Annotated in this window: 12 protein-coding genes and 1 riboswitch; of the genes, 1 reads left to right on the top strand and 11 read right to left on the bottom strand. The window is 40.2% G+C overall.

The window, feature by feature from the left end:
- Window positions 1-114: 114 nt before the first annotated feature.
- The 11 genes from B4Z47_RS01540 to B4Z47_RS01490 all read right to left on the bottom strand — a co-directional run bounded on the left by B4Z47_RS01540 (window position 115) and on the right by B4Z47_RS01490 (window position 9,786).
- A complete protein-coding gene (locus tag B4Z47_RS01540; protein ID WP_254667747.1) occupies window positions 115-570 on the bottom strand; it encodes a DUF1572 family protein in 456 nt (151 codons plus the stop codon).
- Window positions 571-997: 427 nt separating this feature from the next.
- Window positions 998-1,741 carry a GIN domain-containing protein gene (locus B4Z47_RS01535; protein WP_070567864.1) on the bottom strand — a complete coding sequence of 248 codons (744 nt, stop codon included), beginning with the start codon at window positions 1,739-1,741 and terminating at the stop codon, window positions 998-1,000.
- Window positions 1,742-1,982: 241 nt separating this feature from the next.
- Window positions 1,983-2,639, bottom strand: coding sequence for a thiaminase II (gene tenA, locus B4Z47_RS01530; RefSeq protein ID WP_070567862.1), 657 nt, complete (start codon window positions 2,637-2,639; stop codon window positions 1,983-1,985).
- A complete protein-coding gene (thiD, locus tag B4Z47_RS01525) occupies window positions 2,626-3,465 on the bottom strand; it encodes a bifunctional hydroxymethylpyrimidine kinase/phosphomethylpyrimidine kinase (protein ID WP_070567859.1) in 840 nt (279 codons plus the stop codon). Before thiD ends, tenA begins: the two co-directional genes overlap by 14 nt.
- Window positions 3,462-4,094: a thiamine phosphate synthase gene (gene thiE, locus B4Z47_RS01520; RefSeq protein ID WP_070567857.1), complete on the bottom strand. Its 633-nt coding sequence runs from the start codon at window positions 4,092-4,094 to the stop codon at window positions 3,462-3,464. The genes thiD and thiE overlap by 4 nt, the downstream gene beginning before the upstream one ends.
- The gene (gene thiM, locus B4Z47_RS01515; protein ID WP_070567855.1) at window positions 4,084-4,887 is read right to left on the bottom strand and encodes a hydroxyethylthiazole kinase; all 804 of its coding nucleotides are present in this window, start codon (window positions 4,885-4,887) and stop codon (window positions 4,084-4,086) included. The genes thiE and thiM overlap by 11 nt, the downstream gene beginning before the upstream one ends.
- An 82-nt stretch (window positions 4,888-4,969) precedes the next feature.
- A riboswitch (TPP riboswitch) is annotated at window positions 4,970-5,062 on the bottom strand.
- A gap of 63 nt (window positions 5,063-5,125) precedes the next feature.
- Window positions 5,126-5,968 carry a VanW family protein gene (locus tag B4Z47_RS01510; RefSeq protein ID WP_236560236.1) on the bottom strand — a complete coding sequence of 281 codons (843 nt, stop codon included), beginning with the start codon at window positions 5,966-5,968 and terminating at the stop codon, window positions 5,126-5,128.
- Between the two features lie 138 nt (window positions 5,969-6,106).
- Window positions 6,107-7,357, bottom strand: a complete 1,251-nt coding sequence (locus B4Z47_RS01505) for a hypothetical protein (RefSeq protein ID WP_159333062.1) — start codon at window positions 7,355-7,357, stop codon at window positions 6,107-6,109.
- Window positions 7,358-7,390: 33 nt separating this feature from the next.
- On the bottom strand, window positions 7,391-8,134 hold the full coding sequence (locus tag B4Z47_RS01500; protein ID WP_159333061.1) for a dienelactone hydrolase family protein: 744 nt from the start codon (window positions 8,132-8,134) through the stop codon (window positions 7,391-7,393).
- A gap of 118 nt (window positions 8,135-8,252) precedes the next feature.
- Complete coding sequence (locus B4Z47_RS01495; RefSeq protein ID WP_159333060.1) at window positions 8,253-9,098, bottom strand: NAD(P)-dependent oxidoreductase; 846 nt, start codon at window positions 9,096-9,098, stop codon at window positions 8,253-8,255.
- Window positions 9,099-9,156: 58 nt separating this feature from the next.
- The gene (locus B4Z47_RS01490; protein ID WP_070567849.1) at window positions 9,157-9,786 is read right to left on the bottom strand and encodes a Crp/Fnr family transcriptional regulator; all 630 of its coding nucleotides are present in this window, start codon (window positions 9,784-9,786) and stop codon (window positions 9,157-9,159) included.
- A gap of 452 nt (window positions 9,787-10,238) precedes the next feature.
- Here B4Z47_RS01490 and B4Z47_RS01485 point away from each other — a divergent pair, with 452 nt between their 5' ends.
- Window positions 10,239-12,851 (top strand): TonB-dependent receptor, encoded by a 2,613-nt coding sequence (locus B4Z47_RS01485; RefSeq protein WP_201638985.1) that lies wholly within the window; start codon window positions 10,239-10,241, stop codon window positions 12,849-12,851.
- The last annotated feature ends 76 nt before the right edge of the window (window positions 12,852-12,927 follow it).

Genomic DNA, 12,927 nt, shown 5'->3' with positions numbered 1-12,927 from the left:
AAAAAGGAATAGTTGTATGTATGACAAATATACTTAAAAGTTTGCGGAAATTAGGTTAGCATCCGATGCTTTCCAATCAAGTAATTATTGTGTTAACTAAGTGAAAAAGCTTATTTAAGACAAATTGTCCTGATTCCCTTTTATAAACTCCGACGTGAAATGTTGTTGCTGTTTTTCATGGCTGAATTTCTCCCTATTATAGGACGCTGAACTACCTTTGGGTATTGATAAGGAGGTCCATTTATCATCCAAACATATTTTCCCAATATAGAGCATCTGACCGATGTGGTAGGGATAATGTGCTAGCTGCCGCAAGATCGCTTCCATGACGGTATGTCCTTGATTACGGATATAAATGATTTTAGCGAGATCTTCTTCTTCGAGGGATTCAATTGCTTGAAACAGACAGGACCATCCAGCATTCCAATAGGTAATAAGCTCATCGCGATCTACCCAACTGTTCTCAAACTCCTGGTCGCGGTTTCTATTTTGTTTTTCGCCATCTGTGGTGAGGAAATCGGTCCATCGGGAAAGCATATTTCCACCTAAATGTTTAACAATTAATGCAATGCTATTGCTCGAATCATTGGGTTGCCAAAAGAGTTGTTCAGTGCTTAACTGTGCAATGTTTTATCACCCAAAGATTTATAATATTGAAATTGCTTGATACAAGTCGCTAAAAAATTGTCCATTGCGTCGAAAGTTTGGCATTTATATGAATATTAATATACAAAAATGTCCTGAAACCGAGACCTAAAATAATTTTTTTAGCTGAAATCTGGTTTTGCTATCGATGTCATTAATTTCCTGATACAGTTTTTTGAGGTGATAAATGTGTGAATTTATAAGGAGAAGGAGAAGGAGAAGGAGAAGGAGAAGGAGAAGTGTGAGCAAAAATGCTAATAAAAGCAAAGGTGATACTGGGGTATGTATCACCTTTAAGCTAACTAAACATTAAACATAAATAAACAGTCTTTTTTAAAGACCACACTAAAAATTACAATACTACTTTGCCACTTGTTGATTTGTCAACTTGGACATTTTTTGGTTGATTTTTTAACGCAATTCTTGCCGATGTAGAAACATTTCCCTGTAAGTTTTCTTTCACGCTGAGCGTAACATTTGCAGACGAATTGGCTTGTACTTGGGCATTTGTTGTCGAGAAACGGCTCATGTCAACCGATGCGGATGAATTGGTGTTCAAATTTAAATTTGAAGCGCTACCCGCAATTTCCTGCTTAGACGAACTGCTTGCCGATACTTGCAAATTTTTACTGCTGACATCTGTCGTTAACTTGCTAGAAGAGCTCGTTGAAAGGTTGATATCATCAGCAATTATTTTTTTAAGCGATATTTTTGCGGAGGAGGATACGTCTACAGAAATTTTGTTTGCCTTAATCGTTTCATCGGTATAGATCGAACTGCTGGATGATGCCGAAAAGCGTGTCGGTATCTTGCTTGAGTAAACAGTTACGCGATTGTTTCTCGCATTTCTGATTGAACTGTTTCTTTTATACTGTACATACAGTGTACCGTTTTTTACAGTCGTTTCGATAAGGGATAAATGTTCGGGATTATCTGCTTCAACAATAACCTCGTTGCGATTAGAGTGAATATAATCTACACGTAATGAAGTTGCCGATGAAATGCCATCTGGAGCAGTGATCTTACGTGTTTCGCGTTCTTGTGCCTGAGCTACATATAAAAATGAAATAAAGGCAATGGTTAAGATTCTTTTCATTATTTTTCTGTTATTAGTTTAAATTTATTTTTACTGAAAGTTTCATTTTAATTTCCCTTTTTATCGTTTCTTATGTGCTTATGCATACGCTCTATCGTTAACTGCCACCTATAGTATAATAGTAATGCCAAAACTTTAAATCCGTTTAAAATACTGATTAACACTAGTTTTGTTCCTGAGTGCTATTTTCGTTCATGCTCATTTTTGAACATCAACTGTTCGGTATCGGACAATAGTTTGTTTACCAGACTCTTCGTTTGTAGGCTGCTAACCAGAATTGATACTCTAATTGGGAAGCTGTTATAAATACTTGTCGCATCTTCTCCCGTTTTGTTGCAGTAGTTTCTGCTGCAATTTTGTCAACGTAGTTTTTCGCCTTGATAACGCCCTGTGCAAAATCCTCACCGCTATAAGTTGCTATCCATTTGGAATAGGGATTTCCCTGTGTATTTGCTGTCGATACAATGTGATCTCCGACCTCCTTATAAATCCAAAAACAGGGGAGTGTTGCCGCCATAGCAACCTCAATGCTCTCGAAAGCGGCTACGCTTTTAAGAAAATGAACATAATGATGGCAGGTTGGTTCGATTTTGTTGCTCTTGTCGGCAGGACTTAAACCAAATTCCCGAAAGTAATTTTCGTGTAATGCCCGTTCAACAAGTAGCGCATTGCGACCAAATTCGAAATAGTCCAATGCTTGTTGGTTATCCGTACTTTTTGCACCTATAAAGGCGAGCACACGGCCAAATTCTTCTAAATAGAAAGCATCCTGCTGCATGTAAAATTGAAATTTATCCAGGGGAAGACTACCATCACTAAGCTGAACAATAAACGGCATAGTGAGTATATCTGAATAAATTGATGTTATTGAATCCCAGGCATGATCAGTCCAGTTCATATTGAATAAGTTTAATCGGATTGTGGAAGTGATTTAATGGCCCATTTCCTTTGCCAATGATGAGGTCTTTGCTACCAGCTATTGCTGCGTGTATATAGGCCAATGCGAATTCAACCGCGCTATCGAGACCAACGCCTTGTGCCAAATGGCTCGCAATTGCTGAAGAAAGCGAACAACCGGAACCATGTGTATTTTTGCTGTTAATTTTTTGAGATTTGAATTCAATTGGTGGATTCTTGTGCTGGAACAATAGGGATGTTAATTCTTGACTTTGGAGATGCCCGCCTTTAATCAAAACGGATTGACAACCTTTCGCCAGTAGGCTATTTCCCGCTTTTTTCATCCTCTCGACATCGTCAATAACTTCGTCTACTAAAACACTTACCTCGTCTAAATTTGGTGTAATCAGCGTTGCCAAAGGAAAAAGAAGTTCAATGCAGGCCTGAATTGTATCATCGTGAATGAGCTTGTGCCCGCTGGTCGAGACCATGACTGGATCAAATACGATAGGCCCTTTATATTCTTTTAAATAGCTGCTAATAAGCTCCACAAGTTCAATATGGTGTACCATGCCTATTTTAATTGCATCGGGATAGATGTCGTCAAAAATAGCATCTAATTGGTCCTGGACGGCTGCTGTAGGAATGTCATAAATACGTCTTACACCTTGTGTGTTCTGAACGGGTAAGGCAGTTAACACATTCATGGCATAACAACCTAATGCAGATATGGTTTTGGTATCTGCTTGTATACCTGCACCACCGCTACCATCGAACCCCGCAATGCTGAGTACGGTAGGGACGCGGTATTTTTTATCTTTTGTCATTTTAATAGTTCTTTTAGTTGTGCACTGGCAGCTCTGGGATCTTGACTTTGGCATATGGCCGAAACGACTGCAATGGAGTCTGCACCGGCATTCCAGGTCTCTTCTGCAGTTTGTAAGTTCATCCTTCCGATAGCGATCAATGGTTTTTCCGTCTTATTCCGAAGTTGTTTTAAACCTGCAATTCCCCATTCAGTAATCGTATCCATTTTTGTTCTCGTAGAAAAAATGGGACTTACACCAAGGTGGTCGACAGCGTACATTTGTGGACTTTCCAGCTGCTGCATATCTTCTATGGACCAGCCTATGTTTAATTTATCGCCATATTTTTCTCGAATAGGGAGCGGCTGCAAATCATTTTGACCCACATGTACTCCCCATGCCTCGATTTTTGCAGCGATTGCTACGGCATCATTGATCACGAGCGGAATACCATAACGATCGGTCAGTTTTTTCAAACGCATGGCTTTATCCAAAAATGTAGCGGGATCGTCAGCTTTTTCGCGTAATTGAATAAGATCGACTCCACCAATGATGGCTTCTTCGGCGACATTGAGCCAATGTTGAGGATAACAGTCCCGCTCAGAAATTACCAAATATAAAGGGTAGGGAAAAAGCGGATTAATGCGCATAACATTTGATCTTGAGCTTTGATTTTAGACGTTCTGCATTGAGCTTATAGAGTTCATCATAGAGATTCAATTGCAGGGTACCCGGGCCAGCTGCTGTTTGGGCTGCGAGTTCTCCCGCCAAGCTCAAAATGGAAACGCCGGCAACAGCTGCTTCAACATATTGGTCTGTAACACCTAGAAATGCACCAATAAGTGCAGTAGCACTACAGCCAAGTCCAGTTACCTGTGTCATTAAAGGGTTGCCATTAAAAACTTCAACCCGGTATTGCTGTGAAAGGATATAGTCTACTTCTCCAGAAATACAGATAATGGAACCGGTTTGCTCTTGCAATAATTGGCCAAATCGGAGCGCATCTTTACTCGCTGTCGTGCTGTCGACTCCTTTTGTGTTCGGTTGGTTGAAATTGTACAGCGTCATGATTTCTGATGCATTTCCACGAATAACCGTTGGTTTGAGATCCAGTAGATTGGCTAATAAATCATTGCGGAATGCTGATATCCCAGCACCAACAGGATCAAGTACCCATGGCCGTCCAATGGTATTGGCATGTTCGGTAGCAACCAGCATAGCTTCGGCTGTATCTTCACTCAAGGTGCCGATATTAATAACAAGAGCTTGCGCAATATCGACAACTTCGCGTACTTCTAAAGGACTGTGTACCATTACGGGGGACGCTCCTAGGGCTAACAGTGCGTTGGCCGTATTGTTCATCACGACTAGGTTTGTGATGTTGTGTACAAGGGGTTTTTCGACCCTCAGCTGCGCTAATAAATTGATAATTGAATCTTCCATTCTTTTTACATATGCTAAGATGTACGGTGTAGCCTTGGAGGGAAGAAGAGCGATAGACTGCGCAGTAAAGGAGTATGCTGTACAGTGGATTTTTGCTTTTCCCTACGCCGGTATAAACCGAATCAGGTTCAAAGGGACTATCTCAATTCTATACAGAATACCCCCAAAGCCAGACCAAATTTAAACAAAAAAGAGGACTTTTCATATCCATCATTTTTCGATCACTTAGCTTGTTAAATTAATCGGCCGGATTTTGATCGGCACTAATTTCAATATATTCAACAGGGGTATAAGTAACCCGGGCAAAATTTTTGGTCAAAAGTTCTGTTTCTAAAATCTTTCCACCCTGAAATTTTAAAAACTTCTCGCGCCAAATCTCATTTTTACGAAAGAACTGATTGTCTATTTTAAGAAATTGATGTTCTTTTTCAACGACATGGTATGCAAAATCCAGCTCCTGATCGATCCTCAATTCGCCCTCTAAACATTTCTCTGTAAACCAGAGGTTGATCTGGAAGGTGTAAGGCGTGTTGTTGGTGAATTGATAATCACGGTAGTTATAAAATACGGTAGCCCCACTGCCGAATGGCAAAACACGACCATCGTCAGGAAAAGGATCAAAGGAGTGATGATAACGTTCGCTGACGGTGAGTGGACTATGGATAACAAGCCAATGGATGAGATTGGATATTTGACAGATTCCACCGCCAATACCCGCCCTTGCTTCACCGAAGGATAACTCCATGCCGGGCAGATACCCTTTCTTTACGGTGGGGAGCCCCACGAGTTTACAAAATGAAAAGGTTTCCTTCGGTCTGATCAGAATGCTATTGATCTGTGCTGCTGCAATTTTCAGGTTGGTCACTTTGTTGATCTGCAATTGCATATTATTTTCGCCCAGCTTTTTTAATAATACAGACTGATGCTTTTTAATACGAAAGGGAAGTTTTTCAGCTGATTTAACTTTGCTGTATTTTTTGTCGTCAAATAGCCAGACGGCTTTTCGCTGCATTCTTCTTACCCATACTGCAAAAAAATAGAGCAAGGGGTGCTGTTGACTGATCAGTTTTCTTTTTTTCAATACGATGTTTATTTATCGCTATCAAAATTAATGCAGAAATGTATCTTTTGCCGCTTTTTTTAATTTGTCCTGTGTTTTTACTGTATAGGGGGTAGAACTTTTGTTCCATCGGGTGTATACTGGCTTTTCGCTCTATGTCTATAGCTGTTTTCTTGTTTGTACGTATTTGCCCGTGATCTTCCCATGCCCGTTATAGTTCAGGTTTTCATACGTACAGTTTCCCAAATCTTTTACAATTGATTTTTGTTGCAATACCCCCTTGAAGTAGAATTCATCAACTGTTTCGTTGGCCCGGTAGGATCGCTTGATTTCCGCTGTGAGTTGGTCATTTTGATCGAAGGTTTGGCGTAGTATATAATCACTTGTTTTCGGATCGCTATACGCATAACGGACCCGACTTTCCCTTCGATCATTTCTGCCCGACAGCTCTTCACTCATGCGATTCTGTTTGTCATAACTGTAAATGGTCCAATCTATCCGTTGGTATAAAAAATGAATGGATTCACTTTTTACAACCTGGAGTTTGCTGTTCAAGTGGTCTATTGTCGCTGTTTGTAATGTTGGATCGTAGGAAACAATGGCGTTTGGGAGATAACGGTAAATGGTGCTGTTGCTCCATTTGCTGTTTTGAAGGTACTGTATGGAGTCGATAAGTCCGAACTGATTATAGCATCTTTTGCTGAAATAATTATTTCCGCCGGAAAGATTGTTGGATGTGAGCTCTTTGCCTTCTTCATATACAGTCGTCACAATTGCTCCAGTTTCCACCTCATTTTCATCGGAAAACTGCTGCATGACGTACGTGCCGTCACATTGATTTTTACGCTGACTGTAGTAAAGAGGGAGAGCTGTATTGGCGATAATAGCCGCTGCATATTGCCTGGATGGAATAAATTGCACTTGTGCAATGGAGTCAAAGAAATGTTGGGCATTATATTGTGACGAAGGATTCTTCGACGCAACTTGTGTGTTGTTGCTTAATATGGATTTGGCTGCTGTCAGATAGGTATTACTATCGTATATGATCTTGGGTTTGCCTAAGCCATCAAACAAGATCATGGCATGACGTTGTTTCAATGACAATAGATTGATGGTCCATTGTTGATTTTTAATGCTAAATGTAAGTTTTTTTGCATCGGTTTTTGTGACCAGTAACTTTGTTGTGCTAAAAGGTACTTGCTTGAAAATCGCAGCAGCATTTTTTTCGTGTAAACGCATGATAAAATCAGTTGATTTATCGGACTCATTGGTTACAAACAGAACTGCCTGTGTAGGGCTAGCTATTGTTAACGATTTTACTGTTTGCGATGCTGCAATGGGACTATAAAACAGCAATATCAACAACTGAATGATAATCGGATAAATTTGCAGTTTCGCGTTATAATTCATTTGGGTCGATATTGCTGTTGCTTACTTTGCTATTTAATTTAATACTTCTTTCAAAAATAATAAGGTGTGCTCCCAGGCACGTTTGGCCATCACGGGATTATATTCCGCTGACTCGGGATTCGTAAACGTATGTCCAGAATTTGCGTAGGTAATTATTTGCCAGTCTGCTTTTCCTTCATTTAATTCCTTGACCAACCCATCGTAATCTTCTTTTGATACACTCTTATCGGCTGCAGGGTGCTCAATGAGTACTTTTGTTTTAATGGAACCATTGGGTCTATCGGCAGCTTTGGATAGGCCTCCGTGGATACTGATCACGGCATTGACGGGGAAGCCGGCTCTCGCCGCTTCTAATGCTCCTGAACCTCCAAAGCAATAGCCAATGATCGCAATTTTTGTCGGATCTGCGCCTTCTTTTTTCAGTTGTTCTAATGCGAGCTTGATGCGATGCTGATAAGCTTTATAGTCCGTCTTGTAGTGGCCTGCAATTTTCGAAGCTGCGGTGTTGTCCGCAGGAATATTTCCCTCACCGTAGATGTCGGCAATGAACGCGATGTAACCTTCTTTTTCAAGAAGCAATGCCGCTTGTTTCGCTTCGTTGTCAATTCCCTTCCACGCAGGAATAATTAAGACAGCAGGGCCTTTTTTTGCCCTATTGGCGGTTACCATGCCGTTGAGTTTTTGTTCACCATCCTGGTAAGAAACCTGTTTTAATTGTTGGGCCTGCGTAGTCATCGTGACCATAGTAAGCATCAATAGTGTCATAACTGTTTTCATCTGTCAATAATTTGTTCCGATCATTATTTTGTGTGATCAGAAATGAACCTAATTTGGAGTCCATCTCAACTAAATATAATTTTCAATGTACATTTTTTCCGCTGTCGCCAACCTGAAGTTACGACTTTATAGATTCAATAATACCAATAACATCGAGTTGTCCGAGACCTTGGTCGTGTGCTTTCCCGTAGGTATCGAGTAATGTCTTGAGGAGGGGATATTCGGCACCGGCTTGTTGCGCCAGTCGAATATCTTTCAGCATAAGATCTAGTGCGAAAGCAGGACTGTAGTTTTCTTCCACCAGTAAAGGCGTTTTGACTTTTGTTGCGCCACTGCCACTGGCACTATCATTGATGATTTCGAGCATATCACTCCGTTGAATTCCCAGTTTATCTGAAAATAAGATCGTCTCTGCGAGACCTTGATAGATCGTTGAAAGAAAATAGTTGATCGCAAGTTTGGCGGCAATTCCCTGGCCATTTTCGCCAACATGTTTGATCGACTTGCCCATCTGCTCGAGGTATGGCCGGGCGCGATGAAGATCCTCCTGTTCACCACCGACCATAATAATCAGGGTGCCCTCTGCCGCGGGCTTGGTACTGCCGGCCACAGGTGCATCTATAAATGCGGCTCCTTTTTCTTTGAGTTTGGATGCGATAGACAGGGTGAGTTTACGGGATATGGTACTCATATCGACAAATAATTTGCCCTTGATATCTCCTTGAAGGATTTTTTCATATACTTCACTGACAGCTTCATCATTGGTTAGCATGGAGAATACAATATCAGCATGTTCGACCAATTCGGCTATACCTTCTCTGATCATTGATTGTTTTTCAAAGCCCGCTGCTTTTGCACGGTTTCTATTATAAACAGAAAGGGGGAATCCTGCTTTTTCCAGGTTTTTAGCCATGGGGTGCCCCATGTTTCCTAATCCTATAAATCCTAATTTTTCTATCTTCATCTAAAATTACATTAATAGCTCTTGAAATTTACGTCTATTAAAGATACAAATGTTTTGGTCATTCCACTAATACCCTGATTTCGTTACGAAGGAGCACTATTTTATCTTCCTGTTCCAGTTTTTTTAAAATTCGGGAGACAACTACCCGGGATGTGTTTAGGTCAGAAGCAATATCCTGATGCGTAAGGGTAAGTATTCGGTCGTTGTTCAGCTTTACTTTGGCTTTCAGATATTGAATGATTCGTTCTTCCATATTGGAAAAAGCTAGACTATCAATAGCTTGTAACATTTCGTCCATACGGCTTGAATAGCTTGATATGATGAAATTTCGCCAAGAGGGGTATTTTCCCATCCAAAGGTTGACAAGCTCATTTGGAATCATGGCAACCGTTGTTGTTTTTTCTGCGAGGGCACGAATTTCACTTTTTTTATTTCCGAGACAACAGGCTATTGACATCGTACAGGTTTGACCTTTTTCCAAATAGTAGAGCAGCAGTTCGCCTTTGTCTTCATCTTCCCGGACAATTTTTATTGCTCCATCTAGGAGAAGGGGCATCGACTTGATGTATTGATTGGTATCAATGATGAGATCCCCCTCATGAAACGTTTTGATGTGTGCGTTTTTGGCTATTGCAGTAATTAACTCTGGCTCAAGAATGCCTGTATAAGCTTGTTGGATTGACAACATACGGTATTATTTTAGTTAAAGTTAATTATTTACGGGCTTATTTTATCCCCTGGGGGTGGAAAAGAATGTTGGTGGAAAAGAATGTTGGTGGAAAAGAATGTTGGTGGAAATAATGTGTAGAAAGACCGGTTTTTTTGTGCTGTGTGTGGCGTATCCAGCAGCTAACATATAAAATCGTGAAATTCATAAATTTTGATTTATTCAAAACAGACAAAATGTTATTCTGATTATTTTTAGTGTTTTTTTAAGAATGTGATGAATGTGTTGTATTTATTTTATTTAATCTGTTTTTTTATTGCCTCTTTGTTTTAGAAGTAGCTGTTTTTCTGTGGAAGCTTAAAACTGATTTGTTTTGTATAGCGCTAGGGTCTGATAATCCTATTGTTAAAATTAGTTAAAAAGACAATCAATTCCTAATTTTGCGCCACAAAAACAAAACAATCACATCTAACATGAAAAAGTCTTTACTTTTTTTTGCCCTCGTTTTTGCTAGTTATAGTGCCGTTCATGGTCAAACAGCAAATACTAGTTCGGTTTCAGGAGTTGTCAAAGAAGCTACTGGACAAACGGTTAAAGGAGCAACCATTAAAATTACCCACATCCCAAGTGGACAAGTTGTAAGTGGCTCAGCCGATGCCCAAGGAAAATTTCAAATTTCAAATCTTCAAGAAGGAGGCCCCTACAAAGTAGAGGTAACTTACATTGGCGAAACGCCTGTTGTTTTCGAAAACATCATGCTGAAATCGGGGGAATCGTTGAATATCAATCCAATTTTTACGGCTGGATCTTCAACAAATTTGGATGAGGTTGTTGTTGTTGGTCATGGTGTTATTGATATTGCTGCGGGAAGAAAGACGCCGATTGCCGTTTCGACGATCCGTAAACAGGATTTAGAGGAAAGGGTAGGCGCACAGGATATTACTTCAGCACTAGCTAATACCCCGTCGGTTTATATCACTGGTCAGGCAAAAGGTTTTGGTGAGTCTTCTATGACAACACGTGGTTTTGATCAGTCCAATACCGCATTTTTGTTGAACGGTCAGCCGATCAATGGTATGGACAATGGAAGTGTATATTGGTCAAATTGGTCGGGACTTACAGATATTGCTTCTTTAGTGCAGATTCAACGTGGTTTGGGATCATCTAAATTAGCGATTTCATCTGTCGGCGGTACCGTAAATTACGTGACACAATCTACCGCAATGAAAGAAGGTGGTTTTGTCCGCACTACTGTTGGTAACGATATGTTTATGAAGGCAACAGTAGGTTACAATACCGGTCTGATGAAAAACGGTTTTGCTGTTTCGGCTATGTTTACGCAATGGTCAGGTAACGGTTATATGGATCATACGGAAGGTGCTGGACAAAGTTATTTCTTGTCCGTTGGATACAAAGCAAATGAAAAGCACAACCTGAACTTCATGGTAACCGGTGCACCACAGTGGCACAACCAAGGATATACCTCAAAATTGTCGAACTATCTTGCTAATGGCAGACGTTACAACGACAATTATAAGGATGCAAATGGCGTGATGATGAATGCGCAAAAGAACTTTTATCATAAGCCGGTAGCCAACTTGAACTGGGATTGGACCATCGATGATAAATCATCTTTGTCAACTGTCGTTTATGCGTCGTTAGCTGCTGGGGGCGGTCAATCGTTAAGAAGTGATAAATACAACAAAGGCAAATATTTGGCTGCTGATGTAAACAATCATCAGTGGTTTGGTATAGTTTCCAATTATAACCGTAAGCTTTCAGAGTCCCTGAATTTTAATGTCGGTTTTGATGTGAGAGATTATAAGGGTACACATTATCGTAAATTGACAGATCCGCTAGGAAATACAAATGGTGTTGTATTGGGCGGTAATGTTAATTTCCCTAATAAGCCATTGGTTACCAATACATACTCAACAAATCCTTGGAAAGCTTTCTCAAGCAAACCTGATTCGCGTGAAGATCGTTTAGCTTGGGATTACAATCAATACATCCGTTACGGCGGTCTGTTCGGTCAGTTGGAATATGCGAAAAATGGTTTCACGGCGTTTTTCCAAGGATCGGTTTCTGAACAACAAAACAAACGTTCTGATTATTTTCAATACACGCCAGGTAATGAGGATTCTAAAGACGTGAACAATTTTGGCTACAATACCAAGGGTGGTGTAAGTTATACAATGGGACATCATAGTGTTTTTGGTAACGCAGGGTACTATTCCCGTCAGCCTTATCAAAACAATATTTTCATGAACTTTGCAAATGATATTAATGAAAATGCTGAAAATGAAAAAATCCTTGGTTTAGAGGCTGGTTACAAATTTGCTTCTCGATTCTTGGATGTGAATGTGAATGTTTACCGCACAACTTGGGAAAATCGTGTTACGGGTAGTTCGAGTTTAGCGACGGCAGATGATGTAAAAAAATACAATCCAACAAATGATCCTGGTATTTTGGTCGAAGGTGCCTACCTATATACAACCAATTACGGTGTAAAACAGGTGCATAGAGGGGTAGAAGTTGATTTTGAGGCCCGCCCAATCGAAAAATTGAGCCTAACAGGATTTTTATCGATAGGTGACTGGAAGTACGATGGCGCAGTAAATTCGGTCGTACGTAACGACAACCGCATCGAATTGGGTCGTTCTCAGGTGAATTTAACGGGTGAACACGTTGGTAACGCAGCACAAACTTCTTACGGATTTGGCGCTAAATATAAAATGTTTAAAGGTTTGTCTGTTGACGCAAATTACAGATACTATGAGCGTTTATATGCGTCGAATTATCGTAGGGAAGTTATCGATGGCCAAACCTATGGACGCTATATGAAATTGCCGTCTTTTAATCTTTTGGATGGCGGTCTTTCTTACAATGTTAAGGTAAGTGACAAGAACAGCATGAGTTTCCGTGTCAACATGAACAACGTGTTGAATAAGTTCTATATCTCGGAAGCTACTTCTAGCAACTTGGTGACAGATGTGAACAATAGTTGGAATGGTATTGATACGTCCAATTTTGTTTTGATCGGACAGGGTAGAACTTGGAATGCATCTGTGAAATTTACATTCTAATAAGATTTACGTCGAATACAAAAGGTCCACAATTATTTTGTGGGCCTTTTTTTGTTTTTTAATAAAAACTTAATAA

This window comes from Sphingobacterium sp. UBA2610, from assembly GCF_002339225.1.
Taxonomy (GTDB): domain Bacteria; phylum Bacteroidota; class Bacteroidia; order Sphingobacteriales; family Sphingobacteriaceae; genus Sphingobacterium; species Sphingobacterium multivorum.
Note: the sequence above shows the minus strand (reverse complement) of the source record. Positions and strands in the feature narration are given on the sequence as shown.